A 19,768-nucleotide genomic window follows, 5' to 3' on the forward strand; every position below is an offset into this window, starting at 1 on the left:
AATAACGGGTAGTACTGAAACACCTACTTTATTTTTGATCGATAATAAATCTATAGCTATTCTGCCATTTCTGAACCTCAGTTCAGATCCTGAAAATGAATATTTCAGTGATGGAATTACCGAAGATATCATAAATGCTTTGACCCGGATTCAGGGTTTAAAGGTGACTGCGAGAACTTCTTCGTTCTCGTTCAAAGAGCGGCAAATGGATGTGCGTCATATTGGTAATCAGTTGGGTGTATCTACGGTATTGGAGGGGAGCGTACGTAAGTCAAAGAAGAGAGTCCGGATCTCAACTCAGCTGATACAAACGACCGATGGATTTCAAATTTGGTCGGGGCGTTTTGATCGTGAAATCGAGGATATTTTTGAGCTACAGGATGAGATTAGCTTAGCTATCGCTGAACAGATCAGAGAAAATTTTGGTCACTTGGAGATCGGTGAACGCCTAGTGGATGTACCCACTCAGAATATTCAGGCATATAATCTCTATTTAAAGGCACGATATAATCACTTGCGCTGGGATAGTGAAGGGATCGAAAATGCGATGAAGTTTTATCAACAATGTATAGAGATGGATCCAGATTTTTCCTGGCCATATTTTGGAGCGGGTTACTGTCATTCAATGTTTGGATCGTGGACCCCGAATTTTGCTTCCCTTGATATTGCAGCGGATTATATTAATCGGGGATTTGAGGTTGACGACCAGTCATTTCTGGGATACTATAGCAAAGCAACGCTTGAGTTTTGGGGGCATTGGAATTACAGGGAAGCAGAAAAGCTGTATCTAAGGTCGATGGCATTAAATCCATCTTATACGGAAGCCGAGGAAGGGTTAGCTGAATTATATACAGCTATTGGTTGGTTCGATGAAGCTATGGATCATACCAGACATATCCTTCAATTAGATCCACTTTCGCCCAACCATCATTTTACCAAAGCAAACATTCATTATTTGCAGGAAGATTATGAATCAGCCCTTGTAAGTACAGAAGCCGCTCTCCGAATCGATCCGAATTTCACGCATGCCATCACTATGAAGCAACTTAGCCTGATCAAGTTAAAGTATAAGGAAGCCTTGGAGGCCTATTTAGGAAATACGCCATTGGCTCAATCTCCGAAATCATGTAGCATGCTGTATACATTGACTAATCAACCTGTCGATCACGGTATCAAACTTGAAGAGATTGATCAGCTTGTACAAGAGGAGGTTTTTACACTGACTCCTTGGCCCGCTTTTTTATATGCTCAGTATGGAACAAAGGATAAAGCGCTTAAACTTCTTGAGGAAGCTGTTGCAGATAAAAGAGGTCAGTTTGCAAACTTCCTGAGCCGTCCATTTCTTGACAAAATTCGAGAAACAGATGGTTTTAAAGAGTTGGTCAAAAAGACATTTGAACCATCCCGATTACCCAACAAACGATCAAGGCAGGAGCTGAGTAACGGAAGTGCTCATAGGAAAAATGAGGTTGATGCCAGATTATTGATGCAGCCTGAAGAGATCGAAATGGCTCAAAAAAAACTCGATCAGTTAATGCAACAAAATGAGCGCTATCTTGATACGGAATTAACTTTGAGGACCTTGGCTGCTGAAGTCGGACTTCACCCAAATAAACTATCATGGATGCTGAACGATCAGGTTGGGGTAAGCTTCAACGATTATGTTAATAATTTCCGGCTGGAGTGTTTTAAGCAGAAGGCACTGGATCCCGCTAATAAGAATTTCACCTTACTTGGTTTAGCTTTTGAAAGTGGGTTTAATTCTAAATCCACTTTCAATGATTACTTTAAAAAGAAAACAAGTATTACCCCACGCAAGTGGCTGAAGAAGCATCAGTAGGAGACTTGATTCTAAGCCTGCAACAGTATCTTCATTTACAATTCCTTGTTCTTCTCATTCTGTGCTACCAGCCCTTTCTCTTTTCTAAAAAGTCCGAGATTTCATAAAAACCGCCGAAAATGTCATTCCGCACGATTATTAGATGCTTCCTGCTGATCTTGGCTCTGGAATCAAAAAAGGAATGCACCATGACAAAGATCTTAGTTGCCGGAGCCAGTGGTTATCTCGGTAAATATATACTTGAAGAACTGTATAAATGGAAGATACCAGCTGTAGCTCTGGTAAATGATCCGGAAAAGTTGGAAAATTTGAAAAACCGAAATATCAAGACAGTGCAAGCCGAAGTAACCCGGCCAAAAACACTGAGTGGTGTTTGTAAAGATGTCGAGACTGTGATATCAACCGTTGGTATCACCCGTCCAAAAGATGGACTCAGCTATATGGATGTCGATTACCATGCGAATTTAAACCTACTGAAAGAAGCAGAACGAGCCAGGGTTAGAAAATTTATATATGTGTCTGTCATAGACGGAGACAAGCTACATCATCCTAAGATCACCGAAGCTAAAGAACGATTTGTGGATGCCCTCAAAGCTTCAGGATTAGAATATACCGTCATTCGACCCAATGGATTTTTTTCAGATCTACGGGAAGTACTTCTTAGGGCCGAAAAAAGAAGTGTTGTGTTATTTGGGAATGGAGAGTTAAAGCTAAACCCTATCCACGGTGCTGACCTTGCGGAAGTATGTGTACGAGCAATTGCTCAGAAAGATAAAGAGATATCGGTAGGCGGACCAGATATCCTCACTCAAAATGAGATAGCAGAAATGGCTTTATGCGCTTGGAATAAACCGGCTGATATTGTTCACCTTCCGGAATGGATCAGGTCATTAATACTAACTATAGCAAAGATTTTTCTTTCCAGGCAAAGGTTTGGACCACCTGAGTTCTTCCTCACACTTTTGGCGCGCGAAAGCATTGCAACCCGCTACGGCACTCATCGCTTACAGGATTTTTTTAATCAAGAAGTACAACAAATAAAACAACAATCAAACCAAAAATAATCTTATCAATATGAAATCTTATACATTTATCATTCTTATGACCGTGGCATTTCTGCTTACCGGCTGTGGAAATGCAGGTATGTTTATGGCGTCTAATAGTACCGAGGTTCAGCTAAAAGAAGGGAACTATACTATTGTAGCTAAAAATGTGACAGGCACCTCAGAAATATCGTATTTATTTGGAGCTAGTTATTCATGGGGCGTTGCCACTAATTCTGTAGGCATAATTCCTCTTGAAGGAAAAAAAATGTTATATAAAGAAGCTCGTGAATCGCTTTGGGATAACTTCGAGAAAAAAGGGGAATCGATAGAAGGGAGAACACTAGCGCTTATTAACATTCAATATGACTCCAACACGACGAACTTTTTGGTTTTTACAAAAGCATCGGTTTCTATTACCGCTGATATCATCGAGTTTGAATAAACTAAGTAGATATAGTGCTATGAATAAAGGGTTCCGTTCAATTACGAATGGAACCTTTTCATTTACATAAAGTCATTTTTGAATCAATAAAATGCTTGGTTTATCCGCGCTATTCAATCACTTTTATACCTGCCAGTCTTGTCAGTAGAGTTACAAAAAGAATCCCAGAAACCAAAACTAAGAGCTTCATGAAAATTATCCATTTTTTAAAAAATACTATCCGCTCACTTTTTCTTGTGACATTATCCCTGTTATTAGTTTCCTGTTCACTAACGAGTACCAATGAAAATGATTCCTATTTAAATATCCCGGATCCAAACTTTGAAAAAATACTTATAGCATTGGATATCGACACGGAAGGATCTCTAGATGGACAAGTGTTGCGTGCTGATGTGGAAAAAGTGAGAGTCTTAGATTTAAATATTCCTGATGGCAATTTTGAAATTCAGGACATGACTGGTATTGAAGGGTTTGTAAACCTGTCAACTCTTAAAGCAATTCAACATGAAATTGAGTTTATCGATTTACGATCAAATACTATGTTAGATTCCTTGTACTTACAGGGAAATCTTTTGCAAGAAATAGATCTGAGTCTAAATACAAACTTAGTTAATGTAAACCTTAGTACCAATGAGATTTACACTATCGATGGACTTACTGAGCTTAATAAGCTTAAAGAACTGGACCTTTCCTGGAATTTTATGGAGACGTTTTCGATCTCAAATGCATCTTTAGAAATCTTATTTTTAAATCTGAATGAATTACAAACTTTGGATGTCAGTGAGGCTGAAAACCTAAAGGCGCTTAATCTCACAACCAATAATCTAACGGACCTTTCTGTTAGCTCTAACACTCAATTGGAAACACTGGTAATCTCAAATAACAATTTGAAACAAATCGAACTAAGTCAAAATCCTGAGTTGAAATATCTATATGCCTCAACCAATGCTTTTACAAATTTAGATGTAAGCCAAAATCAGAAACTTGTGGATTTAAGGGTTGACAGGAACCCGAGTCTTAGCTGCATTAACATAGAAGAGGGGCAGGAAATATTAACGGTTAGAATATCTGACTACCAAGAAATTCGAAGTGATTGTGGGGTATAACTATAGATGGTGCTGCATTTATCTGGTTCATTTGAAACTTTACTATTTCTGAAACTGGTTTGGGTGTTATTGAATATAGATTTTCATTCCTGGCAATAGCATACTTATTCTTCACTTTCCTTATTCCAATAATTTGCGATTAATTATGCAATAATTGTCAATTAATTGTGTAAAAGGCTAACTCAATTGAAAACTGTCAACGAATTACTTAATATCTAAAATATCCTAAATCTCGAAACTGATGCTTGAACAAGGTTAAAAACTGATCATGATTGAAAACTGGTTCGTATATATAATTCGCTGCTACGATAACAGCTTGTATACCGGTTCAACAAATAATGTGATACGTCGCTGGAATCAGCACAAGCGAGGGGAGGGTGCGAAATATTTAAAAGCGAATATGCCGAAAGAAATGGTTTATGTTGAACATTGTGACAGCCGATCATTTGCTTGTAAAAGGGAGTATGAGATCAAACAGTTTTCTAAGAAGAAGAAAGAAGCTTTGATCAGATTCAACAATGCTTAGGAAGGGTAAGGCTAGTCCCAGCGAGGCGCTTGAACTAGGGAGAGAAACACAGTAAAATTTATAGGGTCATCCCGTCCGCCAGCTGGCGGATCGGGATGACGGGTATATTTTTATATCAAAACTGTTATCGAATAATAAATCTGAACTTGAGCAGCTAATCCACCCGACCCAAGATCATATCTAAAAACTTCGTTCTGATTTCCGGACTGGCATCACGATAGGAATCAAATTTCACATGTTGACCTGTTTTTGTAGTGTCGATAGTGATACCCCATAATGGTGAAGTGGTAGTTGGAAGCATAGAATACCGAGCATCACCAAGTACATTTGGGTGATTGGGATGTCGAACTAATAAACCATCTGATAATTCGGAAAACCGTTCTATATTATTATACATCACAGTACCCTTGAATGGTTTATATGTTGAGTTCCAATCAATTAAGACTGCACATTCACCTTCATAAATAATGGGTGTTGAGAAAAGTCCCGCCCGAATTCCCAAGCTACATATTTCTCCGTCATCCACAAAGCGAACGCTCCATAGAATTTGGTTTCCAATAGTAGGTTTGATGATAAGTTCGGTATTGGAATCATTTTCAGCAAGTAGTACGTCAGTAGCAATATTTTCAACTCTGGATTTTTGAATCCCCGCAAAACAAAGATACAGAAACAGCCATGCTACAAGACCGTAACTATAAGCTTTCTTTATATTGTAAAAAGCAATGGATGCAGCAATCAGTAAACCTCCTGTAAGCAAAGGGTCAAAAACAGAGACGATATTCAATGCGAAGCGTTCATTATCAAACGGCCAAAAGAGATATACACCATAACTGGTGATATAATCCATTAAACCAGCCGTTGAGTAACCCATCAGACTAAAAAAGTAAGTGTGCTTGAAGCTGATTCTCTTTTTAACAAAGAACCAGAGAATCAATGAGATAACTAGTGCACCAAAAGGAATAAATATAAATGCATGGGTAAACTGGCGATGTAGCTCAAGTGTAAGCAGGGGATTTGATTCCGAACCTAAGAATACATCCAGATCAGGAGCTAAGGCTGCAATGAAACCAATAAAAGAAGCTGTTCTAAACGTATCTTTATCTGAAAACAATTGAGCACTGGTGGCTCCCACTAATCCATGCGTTACCGGATCCATACATACTATTTTTGATTCACCAAAAGATAGTGATTACACTATTTCGAATTTGAAGTATTCGTGATGCAACTCCAATTACCGCAAGTAGAGAATAGATAGCAAAGTCGAAGAGAGATGGTTACGCAACCGGAGCTACGTAACCAGATTTTTAATCTATCAGAAAGTTTAAATTCCCCTGATGATATTCAGCTTGAAAAAGGTTTCCCAAGAGATGTAAGACACATCGGACATTTAGGAACTGGTTATCTTGAAATAACAATTCGTTCAAAATAAGATCTTCGAAAAGCCGAAGATTTGATCTTTCCAAGTTATAATATGAGCTAATTTGATTTAAATTAACCGCCTATTTTAATCATGGTATTGAAACGCAACTAACAAAACCATTAACATGGAAAAAAATATCTATTATAAGTATTTGAATTAAATGTAGATAAATCAAAATCGGTTGCATAATGAAGCATAATATTATATAATTTGGAATCACTTCAATAAAAATGCTTAGATAACAGTTATGCGCTTTTTTATCATTAGTTTTATGCTGACAGTATGTATTACAAATCATCTTATTGCTCAAACCTCTACTCAAGACAATTATAAAAAAGCGTTGAAAAATGCGGAGTTTATTGCCAATTTTTATAAAAATGCGGCGACTCACTTTCCGCAATTTGTAGAAGTAGAGCCATCGCAAGCAGAAGCTACTTTTGGGAGAAAGTTAATGGATGAGGCTTTGAACTTAGCAAATAATGGAAACTATACAGCAGCAACTGAAAAGCTTGAGGAACAAATTAACAGATATTCTCAATTAATCGATTCACTTGCAGATGTCGTTTGGCCTTTTATCAAAAATAAGAACTCAAGCTCGGCATATCGGTATTTTACAGATTACCTTAGGGGCACTAAATATGCAAACGAAGCCTACGAAAAGGCAGAGGATATACTTTATAGAGTTGAAGGTGTCAAATACTACCCTGTTTGGGAACGTTCGGTAGAAATCGGTAACGGTGACACTGCCGGAAAACCTATTGCTATGATGGATGGGGGGATCTTTGCTTTTGCATTCGGAAGCCCAAGTACTGAAAATTATAACCTACACCTGTTTGCAGTGAAATACGATGCTTATGGTAATCAGCGATATATGATTCCTTCATCAGCAAATAATAACACTCAACAAAATAAGAATGATGGCATTATACAATTAGATGATAACACAGCGGTTGCTGCAAATACGATACATGGTGGAGCAAAAATAGAAACCATAAATCTGAAAACCGGCAAAAATGTCAAACAAAAAGAGCCACCTGTCAGTTTTACCGGTGACGTTGTAAAACAAACAGATGGTAAAGTTGGGTTTGTTTATGAATCATGGGGAACAATTAATTATTTCACTTATGATGTCGAAACCAATCAAATCAACAATCGGGTAATTTTAGAAAATGCACCTTCCAGCCCTTCAGCAATTGCTATTGATCAAAAAGGTGTACTTTATTTCAGTATCAATAGTAAAGATGAATTTTGGAAGACAGAAATATATAAAGTGGGACAAGACGGAAAAGCGAAATTGCATAGATTGTTTAACAATGTAATGGCAAATTTTCTTATTGTTACTTCTGATAATGACCTTGTAGTTGGTGGTAAGTCATTTAAGGAAGAAATGAAACATAGTTCACTTTCTTGGGTTGCTCGTATTGACCATGACTATGAACATATAGTGTTTGATAATAGATATTCAGCAGATGGTACAGTTGAGGTTCATGATATTGTAGAATTAAGTGACGGTAGCTTTATTTTAGTACAAACCGTTATGCCCTTTGGAAATGTTTATCACACTGAAGTGATGAAAATTGGAGAGTATGGGCACTATGTATGGAAGACAAAAGTAGAAAACCTTTTAGAACCAAAAATTGCTATTTATGATGACGATTCCATTGCTCTAACCGGAAGTTTAGATGAATATGGGGAATCGGATGCCGCTTGGTTTGCTAAATATATTTTAAGTCCTAATTAGTTGCCTCTGTTTAATTCTGAAAATTCTGTGGAATTTTCTCTTTTCACTCAGACTCGAACATTTTAAACACTTACGGAGTAATTACTAATTTTCCGCGTGTATGCAGGGTTTGAACATCCTTGAGTGCTTGTTCAGCTTCTTCTAAATCATATGTTTTAGAAACGTGAACTTTGATCTTTCCTTTATCGGTTAATTCCTGAATATGTTGTAATTGTGTGGAGTTGGGTTCCACAAACACATATTGAAAGTTAATATCATCGCTGATGTCCGGATTTCTGTTGGTAATGGAGATCAGATGTCCATTGTCTTTCAGTACTCCGGTTTCCATCACCTGATCAAGAGCGTCTCCACGAGAACAATGGAAGATCACATCAACGCCGTCGGGTTCAATAGCAGCTACCATTTCTCCAACATGATTGTCTTTATAATCAACAGTGGCATCCGCTCCAAGTTCTTTCATATAATTGTGGTTCTTCTCACTGGCCACCCCAATTACTTTAATGCCATGAGCCTTAGCTAATTGAATAGCCAATGTGCCAACACCACCTGAAGCTCCCAGAATCAATAATGTTTGTCCTTCTTTCATTTGCGCAGCATCAAAAAGAGCTTGATAAGCAGTCAGTCCAACCAAAGGAATTCCTCCGGCTTCATCCATGGAGACTTTTTGAGGTCGCTTAGCTAAATAACTTTCCGGAAGAGAGATATACTCTGCGAAAGTTCCGTGTTGGATAACAGGTCGGCGTGCATAAGCATATACTTCATCGCCTTCACTAAATCTTCTGGCTGAATGTCCTCTTTTTTCTACAACCCCGGCTACGTCCCATCCCGGAACTGATGGAAATTCAGAAGGAATGGCATCTTTTAACATACCCTGAGTAGCAAAAGCATCGACAGGATTTACACCTGCTGCCTTAATGCGAACTAAAACTTCACCTTCGCCCGGTTCAGGAGTGTCCAGTTCTCCTGTTTCTATGTTATCTAATTCTCCGAACTTGTTATAATAAGCTGCTTTCATAAAGTATTCTATTAGGATTGAAATTATTTGTGTTTCAGTAGATCAACAGGTGAGAATTGACTGACGTTCGTATGATAATCGAAACAGCTATCGATAAAAGCTATAAGTGGCATTCCCGGAATTGATTACAGGTTTATCCTTGAGAAATGTGGTGTATAACAATCACGCTAATATCCACACATTGCAACTCAGTTTGCCGTACTTTATGCAGATGAATTTTCATCAGATATAAGATTGAATTGACTTCCTATTCAGATCGCCCCAGAAGAGATCAGGTTTTATTAATTGCAGGAATTATACTTATCGGCTTCAATCTGAGACCGGCTTTATCAGGAGTAGGACCGTTGATTGCAATGATACGTGTGTCAACAGGTCTGTCTAATTCGATGTTGGGTTTGTTGACCACACTTCCTCTGGTTGCATTCGGAATATTGTCTACTTTAACGCCACTTTTTACCAGACGATTTGGCATCGAAAAGACACTATCAGGAGCTTTGCTCTTGTTGACATTAGGTATTGCACTCAGAGCTTTTGGATATATTCCTTTATTGTTTCTGGGAACCATACTTTTGGGAATAGCCATCGCTTTTGGAAATGTGCTTTTACCCGCACTTGTTAAACGGGATTTCGATAAAAGATCCGGATTTATGACGAGCTTGTATTCCGGAATGATGGGAGTAGGAGCTGCTCTGGCAGCCGGACTTAGTGTACCAATAGCTGAATCTTTTCCGGGTTCTTGGAAAACTTCACTGGGAGTTTGGGGGGTGTTTTCATTTGTGGCATTTCTGGTCTGGATAAGTCAAAATAAATTCAGCGTTCCTACCAATTCGAAAAGAAGTTTTAAAAAGGCCATGAAGGATCTAGGATCAAATTCATTGGCGTGGAATGTGGCCCTGTTTCTGGGATTGCAGTCGATAGCTTTTTACGTAATACTTGCATGGTTACCTGATATCCTGATCTCGAAAGGATTCAGCAGTTCCGAAGCGGGTTGGTATTTATCGCTGTCACAAGTAACGGGTGTGCTTGGCTCTGTGCTTGTTCCGGTAATTGCTGCCAAAAAGGATGATCAAAGAAAGTATATATCAGCTTTAATTCTTCTGGAAGCCATTAGTTTAATAGGTTTATGGTTGGGGACTAATGCCACCGTATTTTTATGGGTTTCCGGAATAGGATTTTCACTAGGCGGAAGTTTCGGGCTGGCTTTGTTATTTATCGTATTAAGATCCTCGGATTCAGAAACGGCAACAGAACTTTCCGGGATGTCACAGTCTATCGGATATTTGTTAGCAGCAACGGGGCCAATATTGATCGGAGCTGTTTTTGATTTAACCGGAGACTGGGATACAGCTCTTTATATCTTATTTATGATCTTATTTTTTAAGCTTTATACCGGTTTAAAGGCAGGGAAAGCTCGGGCAATCTAAATAACCTATTTGTTTACAATCATTCTGATTAAAAACCTTAAACAAGTAGAGCCTTCAGGCTAGGAGAAAGGGCTCACATTTTATTTTCAAAGTTACATATCAATACCCTTATTCATGTACTTTTGTACCGCTACTGAGCTTCCTCAGCACAGGCTCCAGTACCAAAAGCTCCCGACACGAAATATTGGTGCGAACTCCGAGGTTGTTTCTATTTCAGCAAGTAAAGTCCGTCAGCCGTGCAAAGCCCGACAGACGTTGAAGTAGCTATCCGTTATTTCTGTAGACGTTAGGTAAATAGATGACAGTTTATGAACAGTAAAACATATAAGGGTCATCCCGTCCGCCAGCTGGCGGACGGGATGACCTGCTTGCAATATTGAGATTGGTATAAAGAAATTTTGTCATCGAATTATCTAACTTCTACCAAAGTGGTGTACATTTTATTTGTTGGAATGATATTACCATCCCAGTTATCAATATAGCGCCTTGCTTCAAGATACCTGCCTGTATTAAAACCGTCATAAATATCAGAGTCCGGATCAACGCTGCTGATATGTACATTACTGGCGGAATGAATAAACTTGTTATCACCAATCCACATGCCCACATGTGTTACAGCTCTGGAACGGGAATCTGTAGCTTCACGTCCAAAAAATAGTAGATCACCCACTTCCAGTTTATCCCAATCTTTGTTGCTGTCGATCAGTTTACCTGCTTTAACCTGTTGACTTGCATCACGAGGAATGATCTGTCCATTCATGAAATAGATAGTTTTTGTGAAACCACTGCAATCCATGCCTTTAGTGGAAGTTCCTCCCCATAAATAAGGAGCTCCGATCATAGTTTTTGCAGTTTCAATAAGTGATTCATGAGTAGCTGAAATACTACTTTCCCAATCGTTAAGTAATCGAGCTTCAGATTTATGGACGAAGCCACTTCGTCCATCCGGATATTCTACATTGTAATATGAGCCATTACCGGATCTAAGCTTTAGAATACTTCCGGCAACTAAATCCGAAACTTTTTCAGAATTCCGGTTCGCATTACTGTAAGAGAAACCATAGGTCTCGAGGTAAATAATTTTTTCAGATGCAGCCCAACCGGAATATGATTCTTCAGTCATACGTTCAATTCCGCCGCCATCTACCCATGAAAGGTAATCTTCCGGTGTTTGCACAAGATACCAACCACCTTGCTTTTTCAGAACTTTTAAAGGCATTCCCATTATTGCCTGAGTAGCTAATTGAGCAGAATGCTTTGGTTCTGAACGTAAGTTCGCTGCAGAATTATTAACCAGAGCAAAGTAGTTTTCTCCTACAGACACATCAGGAAGTACATCGATACTGTCCGCAAAAATGATCTCTTTACTTCTTAAAGAATCGAGTAAAGCCTGCTTAGCTTCCGGTAGAGTGGTTTCTCCTTTTAAAACAACAGAATTAGAGTTTGCCTCAGCTGAAATATCAAAAATTGCCACCCTTGAATCGGGAACAAAATCATTTTTTACATTCGATATGAGTGTATTTACAGTATCAGAATGTTTAGAATTGTTACATCCTGTGAATAAGATCAAAGGCAATAAAATAATGAGGAGAGAATATCTAAATGATTGCATTGCAGATAGTTATAATTAGTTCAAATTTTTTTATGAATTAAATGATTGACTGATAGCCGGGAAAATTTTACATGGCTACTTAAACATATGAAAACTCATAGTATGAACAACTACTTTATTATTTGCATTTTCATACATTAACATTTAACTGTAGATTATTAAAAAATAGTTTTCCAGGGTAGGTGTAAGCTTGAATAAGATCTCTAAAAAGTATTTTTCTCCGGCGGTTTCGGGGTTGATAGTTGGGGCACTGATTATTTCAGTAGGGTGCCTTATTGCGTCCTTACGGTATCAGGTTTTAGTACAGCATCAGGAAAGAGAATCGCAGGAAGTTCTTGAGCTGATCGAACAGAACATTGAACGCACTATTCAGGAATCCTACAGTGCGGCATTGACTCTGGCACTTACGGTAAGTGACGACGGAGAAGTTAAGAATTTCGAAAAAGTTGCTGAACAAATATTGAAAAATAGTAGTGTAGTTGATGTTCTGGAACTGGTTCCCGGTGGCGTAATAGAATATGTATATCCATTAGAAGGGAATGAGTCAGTTCTTGGATATGATATTAAAAACCATCCGGAAGTTGGTGCTGAAGTAGTTAAAGCTGCAGAGTTAGGAACTATGTACTTTGCGGGGCCAATTGAGCTGAAGCAAGGAGGCCAGGCGGTAATAGGAAGATTGCCTATAACAATTGAGGGAGAGTTATGGGGCTTTTCGGCTATTCTTGTGTATATGGAAACTTTAATTGAAAATTCGGGAATTGATGGTTTTTCAAAAGACAGATATTACTTTCAACTTTCTAAGGTGAATCCGAATACCGGAGAGGAAGAATTCTTTCTTCCCATAAATGAAAAAGTTGAGCTCGATTCATTCTCATCAGTAAAATTTCCGGAAGGAGATTGGAGGCTTTATGCAAAACGATTAGATACCCAAGTTGCGGAATCTAGTTTTTGGTTGATTTTCGCTTTTTCAATTTTCGGTGGTTTTTTAGGCGGCTTTCTGGCTACCAAGTTTTTGAGAAGGCCGGAAGAATTACAAGAATTATTACATCAAAAGTCAGAGCAATTACTCACGAGTAGAGAGAAATTCAAAAAGAATTCGGAGCTTTTGCAATCTATCCTTGAAAGCCCTCAGGATATGATAATTTTTTCTTTGGATACCGATTATAACTATTTGGCTTTCACAACATCCCACAAAAAAACGATGAAAAAGCTTTGGGGACAAGATATAGAGGTGGGTAAGAATGTATTAGATTATGTTCCCGATCCGGAAATAAAAAAACAACTTAAAGATGATTTTGATAAAGCTTTGAGAGGCGATCATTTTGAATATATAAGAAAATACGGAAATGAAAATTTACCGGATCAATACTGGGAAAACAGGTTTGCTCCGATCATTAACAAAGACAATTCTGTAGCTGGTTTAACGGCATATGTTACCAATATAACAAGAAGGGTTGAAGTTGAAAAGGAAATCACTTTGGAAAAGCAGATTTCGGATTCAATTATAAATAGTTTGCCGGGTGTTTTCTATTTGTATAACAAAGAGGGTAAATTTTACAGGTGGAATAAGAATTTTGAGGAGGTTACGGGTTATACTGCACTAGAAATGGAAGAAGCTCATCCGTTACATTTCTTTAGTGATGATGAAAAAGAACTGGTCTCTGAAAGAATTGGAAATGTTTTTGTAACCGGGGAAGATAGTGTAGAAGCTAACTTTGTTAGTAAAGACGGATCCAAGACACCTTACTATTTTACAGGTGCTGCAATAAATTTTAAAGGGGAAGAATGTTTACTAGGTGTAGGAATTGACATCAGTGAACAGAAGAAAATTGAAAAAGAGATAATTTTTGAGAAACAACTATCGGATTCGATCATAAACAGCTTGCCGGGAGTCTTCTATCTGTTTAATAAAGAAGGAGAATATTTACGATGGAATAAAAATCTTGAAGAGATTGCCAATTATACATCAGATGAAATAAAAAATGCCCATCCGTTAAACTTTTTCCATGAAGATGAAAAAGAACTGGTCTCTGAAAGAATTGGAAATGTTTTTGTAACGGGAGAAGATAATGTTGAAGCAGATCTGCTGACTAAAGAAGGAGACAGAATCCCGTATTTTTTTACGGGAGTTTCCATGAATTATAAAGGTGAAGATTGTTTACTTGGTGTTGGAATTGATATCAGTGAACAGAAGAAAGCAGAGCAAAAACATGCAGAAGTTCTTCAGCAGCTTCAGAATCATTTATATAACTCTCCATTGGGTGTAGTGGAGTATGACAGTGATCTGAATATTATAAGCTGGTCTAAAAGATGTGAGGATATATTTGGATGGACCGAACAAGAAATGTTACAAAAAAATGCATTTGATCTTATTTATGAGCAGGATAAACCCAAAACAGAGGTGATTGCTAATGAGTTGAAGAGGGGTAGTGTTGATTCCAATATTTCGCACAATAGAAATCACACCCGGTCCGGCAAAATTATCGATTGTGTTTGGTACAATACCGTTGTTAAAAATTCTTCAGGAGAAATAAAAACTGTTATGTCTCTGGTGGAGGATATAACTGAGAAGAAAAAAGCCGAACAAAAAATTAAAGAAAATGAAAAGAGATACCGGGCATTAATTGAGAACTCCCCGTATTGCATTCATGAATTAGATAAAAATGGAGTGCTTCTTTCCATCAATAGATCGGGATTGGAAATGATGGGTGTGGAAAACGAGGAGGATTTCTTAGGAATAACCTATGACAAACTCGTGGATCCAACGCAGAGCAAAAGGATACTTGAGTTATTTTCAAAATCCTTAAAAGGGGAGTCCATTCAGTTTGAGTTTACTAAAGATGAAAAGCACTTTTTATCGTCATTTATTCCAATCACCGGCGGAAAAAGCGAGGTACAGAAAGTAATGGGGATCACTCAGGATATCACTGAAAGAAAAAAGTCGGAAGAGATCATTGAAAACTCACTCAAAGAGAAAACAACATTACTTTCAGAGATCCATCACAGAGTAAAGAATAATCTGGCCATTGTATCAGGTCTTCTGCAATTACAGAAGAACGAAGTTAAAGACGAGAAAGTAACTGCAGCGTTTGAACAAAGCATCAACAGGATTATTTCTATTGCGATGGTTCATGAATTGATGTATAAATCTCCTGAACTCTCCTCGATCAATATTCAGACCTATCTGGATATGTTAGTACCTGCAATTTCTGCAGCGATGAATGACCATAACAGAAACATAGAATTTGATATCGAGATTGATGAGTATAAACTGAATATCAATCAGGCTATTCCAATTGGACTTCTGTTGAATGAATTAATTACAAATTCGTTTAAATATGCCTTTCAGGATCAAGAGGAAGGGATGATCAAAATTAAGTTGGATGCAGACGGAGAAAAAGTAACTGTATTATATGAAGATAATGGATCAGGGTTTGGGGATAACAGCAACTTTGACAAACCCAAGAATCTGGGACTGAATTTAATTCATACACAGCTTCAGCAGCTGGATGCAATCTATACAGTTGATACCCAAGATAAGTTTAAACTGGAATTTACTTTTGAGAGCGAATCTATTGAGCTTATAATTGCTTAATACCCCTTTTTGTGATTTACATCTTTGAACAACAGTAATTCTATTATTTATGTAAATACCTGCAACTAAATTATATATCTATGAAGAACAGATTTATTAAATTTACAGCAGGCATTTTTATTATGTCATTGCTGCTCAGTTATACAGTAAATGCTCAAAAGAATGACAGAGAAATGATCTTATCACAGATCGAAACCCTATTTGATGGAATGAGAGCAGGAGATAGTTCAGCTGTTTCCAAAGTTTTTAGCTCAGATGCCACCATGCAGTCGATATCAAAAGACAGGGAAGGAAACACAAGAATTAGTCAAGGTTCTCTGTCAGGATTTAAAAATGCAGTTGCTACCCCTCGTAATGATATTCTAGATGAACGAGTAGGTAAAATTCAGATCAATATAGACGATAATTTAGCAACAGCCTGGGTTCCTTATTCATTTTATGTAGGAGATAATTTCTCACATTGTGGAGTTAACTCCTTCCAGTTTGCAAAAACCAGTGAAGGATGGATGGCTATTTCTATAGTGGATACCAGACGAAGAACCGAATGTATAGAAGAACTTTAATAACAAATTTATGAAATCATTACTTACCGTTTTACTAATTTTACTATGTTCATCACCTTCTTTTTCACAATCAGAATATGATAAAGATGTAGAATCTATAGACTCAATTATCGAAGCTTTATATGCCTCTATTTCGGGCGAAAAAGGAGAGGAAAGAGATTGGGACAGGTTCAGAAATCTCTTTATTCCTGAAGCGAAACTGATTCCCACAGGAGTAAACAACCAAGGCGTTGCAGGATACTCAGCCTGGGGAGTTGAGGAATACATACCCAGAGTAAAACCATTTTTTTTAGAAAACGGGTTTATAGAAACTGAAGTCACAAAAGAAGTACAGCGTTTTAGAAACGTAGTTCACGTATTCAGTACCTATCAATCAAAGAATACTAAGGAAGGAGAAATTATTGCCAGAGGCATTAACAGCATTCAACTATATGATGACGGCAACAGGTGGTGGGTAGTTTCTGTATTCTGGGCATCTGAAAATGAGGAAAATCCTATTCCTGCAAAATATGATCAGGAGAAATAAGCACCATTAACTTCTGATTTAGAGCTTAGAATTACTCTACGATCTTGAATCTGGATTTGGTTTCTTCTCTTGAGAAGGCGTCGAAATGCCACCATTCACTTCTGACAGGAATAAATCCCGCTTGGGTCATGGCCGATCTCAGAATGGCCCGGTTTTGAACCTGAAGTTCGGTTAAGATTCCTTTCTCAATTAATTCGGTTTCATTATCAATGTTTGCTGTTACCGAAAAATCATCATAATCGGTACCCATATCCAAAGGATTTCCGGCGCTGTCAGCAAGTGTGAGATCAATAGCGCATCCATAATTATGAATGGAGCCTGACTCCGGATTAGCAACATACTGAGATCGTTCGGGCAATGGAATATCTGCCTTATCCCACAGCACTTGTTGAATTCTACGAGGTCTGGCGGCGTCCCAGATCAGTAACTTCAACTCCGGGTGTGATTTACTCAACAACTCAGAAGCTTTATAAAGTTTAGAAAGTGCTTCAGGCTGTAAATAAGCTTCTTCAAGATTTCCGTACACATCTTTACCCAAAAAATTATTTGAGGTCGAGTATCTTAAGTGAACCTTTATATTTGCGCTATCAGCTTCTACAACCTTCAGACCCTGCTTGGTGTAGACTTCATGCCATACCGGTTCTTTTTTTGATTCAGAACAGTTAACGAGCAATAACAGAGAAAAACCGATCAGAACTGAGTAGAAGATTTTAGTTTTCATATCCGGAAACAGTGTAGTTATAGATCATTGACGAGATATTTGCAGCTGCTTCCAAAACTGCTGCACGATCCGGCGCGTTTTTAGAGAGAAAGATCAAAATATATCCTTCATCTTTGCCCGTAAATACTATTCCTGAATCATGATGAACATTTGTGATCCAGCCGGTTTTGTGAGCCACTTCGGTTCCTTCAGGAAGCTTTGCTGAGATCATATCATTATAAACCTGATCCTTTAGAATACCCAGCATTTCTTTATTTGCTTCTTCACTGATCAAAGTATCTGAACTCAAATGCTCAAAAATGACCAACAGATCTCTGGCTGTAGTCGTGTTACTTAAACCCTGCCGATAAGCTTTCAGGTCTTCCACTCCGCGTAATACATTGATGCTGTCAGCTCCAAGGTCTCGCATCGTAGAAGTGACTTTTTCAGCATCTAAATAATCGATCAGAATATTGGTTGCCAGATTACTACTTCTTGTGATCATCTCATAAGCGAGCTTATAGAAAGTAGTATTCTTATTAAGATTACGATACAGGTCTTTTTCGCTGTCTTCATTTACTTCCATGGAAAAAGGAGAACCGTCAACAATACTTTTGAATTCAGTTTTGATCAGAATAGAATCCTGAAGATCCAGATCGGTATTCTCTGCTCTTTTATATAGCTCTATAAGAACAGGAGTTTTCATGGTACTGGCGGCGTGGAATCGTTCATCCACATTGATGAGTATCTGCTGTTCCGGATGATTAATATCCCGGTAAGCTATTGCAAAATCTCCTTCCAGTGTGGAGAGCTCAAGGTCTATTTTTTCCTTTAATTCATTCAACTGCAATGATCTATTTGTATCCGAGCACGCCAAGAACAGACACAGTACTAACGTGAAATATTGAAATTTCATGATTCCGGTTTTAAAATGATGGATGTTTAGCCTTTCTTGAGCAAGCGGTCAATAAGCTTTGCTTTATTGGGATCAGAATACATTCCGAAGCCCAGAACTAAAGTACCTTTTACTCCATCTTTCGATTCGATACTATAAACCGTAGATTCGCTCCCCGGATCTGTGCCACTGTCATGAGAATAAGAGTCAACAATTGAAAGATTTTCAATATCGAATTCTCTTTCCAGTTCTTGGCATGTTATAGCGTTTTCAGAAATTTTGTAAGTATGAGTAAAACCTTTCTCTTTCATAGATTCTACTGCATCAGCCATATCTTTATACATATCGATTGGTTTAGGTTTTAAATGTGATTAAAATAGTTCAACATTTACAGGTGGAGTAAATTTACATACCACCCAATTCTTTTCTTAGTTCCTCTTCAGTTTTCTCTTCGTAGTCAGAAGGGATGATCATTTTAATAGGTTCTAAATTCTTTTGTTCGATATTCGTTGCTTTATGGATCACTGTATAGAGCTCATTTGTAGCCTTTACCTCGAGAGGAGTTCCCGGAATTTGAAATCCAAAATTAGCATCAGAAAATGTCTTTATTTCTTCTGTATAGTACACTTCGTAAGAAATGTCATCTTCTTCTAAAATTGCTTTTTTACATATATACCCAAGTATATCCTTCTTTCCTTCTGTGTATTGTATTTTTGGCGTCTCAGTATTTTCAATATCAAAGTTAGATCTTACTCCATATTTCATTCCCATCAGATCTAAAAGGGTAATTACTTTACCGGTACTATTCTGAGTCAGAATTATGGTTTTACCTGCCATATTAGGCATAGTGGTTCTTGAAATCCCATTTTTATACTCAATTAGAGTATAAGTGGGTTGCATTGCGATCGCTGATTCATACTGTGCATCATAATTTGAATAAACTATTTCGTACTCAATGATGCCTTCAAAACTATTCTGGGCATTCAAAGTAATGCCACTGAATATAAAAATTACTAACAGGTATAATTTTCTCATAAGACTAAATTTAAAATACAGGTAAAAAAAAAGCCTTTCAAATATTGAAAGGCTTTTTTAGAAAAACAGTAGAAACTTACTCAGCGTTTTTCTTAGCTTGAATTTCTAAACGAATTTCTTGCGATAGTTTTTTAAGATCTTGTAATCCCTTACGAGCTCTTGTTCCTGCAGCTTTGTTGCCCTTCTCATAGAATTTTTCCATTTCCATTTTTGTGTCGTCAACCAAGCTTTGTAGTTCTGATACTCTACTCATTATGTATCTCCGTTTGTTTGTTAAAATTA

At 37.7% G+C, this 19,768-nt stretch carries 18 protein-coding genes; 10 read left to right on the plus strand and 8 right to left on the minus strand.

Annotated features, from left to right (window positions below):
- Nucleotides 1-34 precede the first annotated feature (34 nt).
- From A8B79_RS05775 to A8B79_RS05795, 5 genes are all read left to right on the plus strand, one after another.
- Nucleotides 35-1,840, plus strand: coding sequence for a helix-turn-helix domain-containing protein (locus A8B79_RS05775; protein WP_201118484.1), 1,806 nt, complete (start codon nt 35-37; stop codon nt 1,838-1,840).
- A gap of 188 nt (nt 1,841-2,028) precedes the next feature.
- Nucleotides 2,029-2,904: an SDR family oxidoreductase gene (locus A8B79_RS05780; protein WP_066219320.1), complete on the plus strand. Its 876-nt coding sequence runs from the start codon at nt 2,029-2,031 to the stop codon at nt 2,902-2,904.
- Nucleotides 2,905-2,914: 10 nt separating this feature from the next.
- Nucleotides 2,915-3,328: a DUF6567 family protein gene (locus tag A8B79_RS05785; RefSeq protein WP_066219323.1), complete on the plus strand. Its 414-nt coding sequence runs from the start codon at nt 2,915-2,917 to the stop codon at nt 3,326-3,328.
- Nucleotides 3,329-3,516: 188 nt separating this feature from the next.
- Nucleotides 3,517-4,434 carry a hypothetical protein gene (locus tag A8B79_RS05790; RefSeq protein ID WP_066219889.1) on the plus strand — a complete coding sequence of 306 codons (918 nt, stop codon included), beginning with the start codon at nt 3,517-3,519 and terminating at the stop codon, nt 4,432-4,434.
- Nucleotides 4,435-4,702: 268 nt separating this feature from the next.
- On the plus strand, nt 4,703-4,960 hold the full coding sequence (locus A8B79_RS05795; RefSeq protein WP_201118487.1) for a GIY-YIG nuclease family protein: 258 nt from the start codon (nt 4,703-4,705) through the stop codon (nt 4,958-4,960).
- A 154-nt stretch (nt 4,961-5,114) separates the two neighbouring features.
- Here the strand turns inward: A8B79_RS05795 and A8B79_RS05800 are convergent, their stop codons facing one another.
- Nucleotides 5,115-6,116, minus strand: a complete 1,002-nt coding sequence (locus A8B79_RS05800) for a metal-dependent hydrolase (protein ID WP_066219326.1) — start codon at nt 6,114-6,116, stop codon at nt 5,115-5,117.
- A gap of 511 nt (nt 6,117-6,627) precedes the next feature.
- Here A8B79_RS05800 and A8B79_RS05805 point away from each other — a divergent pair.
- Nucleotides 6,628-8,121 carry a hypothetical protein gene (locus tag A8B79_RS05805; protein ID WP_153038363.1) on the plus strand — a complete coding sequence of 498 codons (1,494 nt, stop codon included), beginning with the start codon at nt 6,628-6,630 and terminating at the stop codon, nt 8,119-8,121.
- Between the two features lie 70 nt (nt 8,122-8,191).
- On the opposite strand, the gene A8B79_RS05810 is transcribed toward A8B79_RS05805, so the two are convergent.
- Nucleotides 8,192-9,136 carry an NADP-dependent oxidoreductase gene (locus tag A8B79_RS05810; RefSeq protein WP_066219335.1) on the minus strand — a complete coding sequence of 315 codons (945 nt, stop codon included), beginning with the start codon at nt 9,134-9,136 and terminating at the stop codon, nt 8,192-8,194.
- A gap of 239 nt (nt 9,137-9,375) precedes the next feature.
- Here A8B79_RS05810 and A8B79_RS05815 point away from each other — a divergent pair, with 239 nt between their 5' ends.
- The gene (locus A8B79_RS05815; protein WP_066219338.1) at nt 9,376-10,560 is read left to right on the plus strand and encodes a CynX/NimT family MFS transporter; all 1,185 of its coding nucleotides are present in this window, start codon (nt 9,376-9,378) and stop codon (nt 10,558-10,560) included.
- Nucleotides 10,561-10,969: 409 nt separating this feature from the next.
- Here A8B79_RS05815 and A8B79_RS05820 read toward each other — a convergent pair whose 3' ends face one another.
- Complete coding sequence (locus tag A8B79_RS05820; protein ID WP_066219340.1) at nt 10,970-12,172, minus strand: C40 family peptidase; 1,203 nt, start codon at nt 12,170-12,172, stop codon at nt 10,970-10,972.
- A gap of 190 nt (nt 12,173-12,362) precedes the next feature.
- Between A8B79_RS05820 and A8B79_RS05825 the strand changes: the two genes are divergently transcribed.
- The 3 genes from A8B79_RS05825 to A8B79_RS05835 all read left to right on the plus strand — a co-directional run bounded on the left by A8B79_RS05825 (nt 12,363) and on the right by A8B79_RS05835 (nt 16,856).
- The gene (locus A8B79_RS05825) at nt 12,363-15,767 is read left to right on the plus strand and encodes a PAS domain S-box protein (protein WP_066219343.1); all 3,405 of its coding nucleotides are present in this window, start codon (nt 12,363-12,365) and stop codon (nt 15,765-15,767) included.
- A gap of 80 nt (nt 15,768-15,847) precedes the next feature.
- Nucleotides 15,848-16,330: a nuclear transport factor 2 family protein gene (locus A8B79_RS05830; protein WP_066219345.1), complete on the plus strand. Its 483-nt coding sequence runs from the start codon at nt 15,848-15,850 to the stop codon at nt 16,328-16,330.
- Nucleotides 16,331-16,340: 10 nt separating this feature from the next.
- Nucleotides 16,341-16,856, plus strand: coding sequence for a hypothetical protein (locus A8B79_RS05835; protein ID WP_066219347.1), 516 nt, complete (start codon nt 16,341-16,343; stop codon nt 16,854-16,856).
- 31 nt (nt 16,857-16,887) lie between these two features.
- On the opposite strand, the gene A8B79_RS05840 is transcribed toward A8B79_RS05835, so the two are convergent.
- The 5 genes from A8B79_RS05840 to A8B79_RS05860 all read right to left on the minus strand — a co-directional run bounded on the left by A8B79_RS05840 (nt 16,888) and on the right by A8B79_RS05860 (nt 19,739).
- Nucleotides 16,888-17,577 (minus strand): M15 family metallopeptidase, encoded by a 690-nt coding sequence (locus tag A8B79_RS05840; protein ID WP_066219351.1) that lies wholly within the window; start codon nt 17,575-17,577, stop codon nt 16,888-16,890.
- A complete protein-coding gene (locus A8B79_RS05845; protein ID WP_235603594.1) occupies nt 17,567-18,400 on the minus strand; it encodes a serine hydrolase in 834 nt (277 codons plus the stop codon). Before A8B79_RS05845 ends, A8B79_RS05840 begins: the two co-directional genes overlap by 11 nt.
- A 98-nt stretch (nt 18,401-18,498) precedes the next feature.
- On the minus strand, nt 18,499-18,795 hold the full coding sequence (locus A8B79_RS05850; protein WP_066219358.1) for a hypothetical protein: 297 nt from the start codon (nt 18,793-18,795) through the stop codon (nt 18,499-18,501).
- 61 nt (nt 18,796-18,856) lie between these two features.
- Nucleotides 18,857-19,486, minus strand: a complete 630-nt coding sequence (locus A8B79_RS05855) for a hypothetical protein (protein WP_066219361.1) — start codon at nt 19,484-19,486, stop codon at nt 18,857-18,859.
- A gap of 76 nt (nt 19,487-19,562) precedes the next feature.
- Complete coding sequence (locus A8B79_RS05860) at nt 19,563-19,739, minus strand: histone H1 (RefSeq protein WP_066219363.1); 177 nt, start codon at nt 19,737-19,739, stop codon at nt 19,563-19,565.
- Nucleotides 19,740-19,768 lie beyond the last annotated feature (29 nt).

Source organism: Balneola sp. EhC07, assembly GCF_001650905.1.
Classification (GTDB): Bacteria; Bacteroidota; Rhodothermia; order Balneolales; family Balneolaceae; genus Balneola.

What these genes read in the sequence shown, in the direction of transcription:
- A8B79_RS05780 (WP_066219320.1), top strand. Translation starts at nt 2,029, where the DNA reads ATGACAAAGATCTTAGTTGCCGGAGCCAGTGGTTATCTCGGTAAATAT.
- A8B79_RS05785 (WP_066219323.1), top strand. Translation starts at nt 2,915, where the DNA reads ATGAAATCTTATACATTTATCATTCTTATGACCGTGGCATTTCTGCTT.
- A8B79_RS05790 (WP_066219889.1), top strand. Translation starts at nt 3,517, where the DNA reads ATGAAAATTATCCATTTTTTAAAAAATACTATCCGCTCACTTTTTCTT.
- A8B79_RS05795 (WP_201118487.1), top strand. Translation starts at nt 4,703, where the DNA reads ATGATTGAAAACTGGTTCGTATATATAATTCGCTGCTACGATAACAGC.
- A8B79_RS05800 (WP_066219326.1), bottom strand. Translation starts at nt 6,116, where the DNA reads ATGGATCCGGTAACGCATGGATTAGTGGGAGCCACCAGTGCTCAATTG.
- A8B79_RS05805 (WP_153038363.1), top strand. Translation starts at nt 6,628, where the DNA reads ATGCGCTTTTTTATCATTAGTTTTATGCTGACAGTATGTATTACAAAT.
- A8B79_RS05810 (WP_066219335.1), bottom strand. Translation starts at nt 9,136, where the DNA reads ATGAAAGCAGCTTATTATAACAAGTTCGGAGAATTAGATAACATAGAA.
- A8B79_RS05820 (WP_066219340.1), bottom strand. Translation starts at nt 12,172, where the DNA reads ATGCAATCATTTAGATATTCTCTCCTCATTATTTTATTGCCTTTGATC.
- A8B79_RS05830 (WP_066219345.1), top strand. Translation starts at nt 15,848, where the DNA reads ATGAAGAACAGATTTATTAAATTTACAGCAGGCATTTTTATTATGTCA.
- A8B79_RS05835 (WP_066219347.1), top strand. Translation starts at nt 16,341, where the DNA reads ATGAAATCATTACTTACCGTTTTACTAATTTTACTATGTTCATCACCT.
- A8B79_RS05840 (WP_066219351.1), bottom strand. Translation starts at nt 17,577, where the DNA reads ATGAAAACTAAAATCTTCTACTCAGTTCTGATCGGTTTTTCTCTGTTA.
- A8B79_RS05850 (WP_066219358.1), bottom strand. Translation starts at nt 18,795, where the DNA reads ATGTATAAAGATATGGCTGATGCAGTAGAATCTATGAAAGAGAAAGGT.
- A8B79_RS05855 (WP_066219361.1), bottom strand. Translation starts at nt 19,486, where the DNA reads ATGAGAAAATTATACCTGTTAGTAATTTTTATATTCAGTGGCATTACT.
- A8B79_RS05860 (WP_066219363.1), bottom strand. Translation starts at nt 19,739, where the DNA reads ATGAGTAGAGTATCAGAACTACAAAGCTTGGTTGACGACACAAAAATG.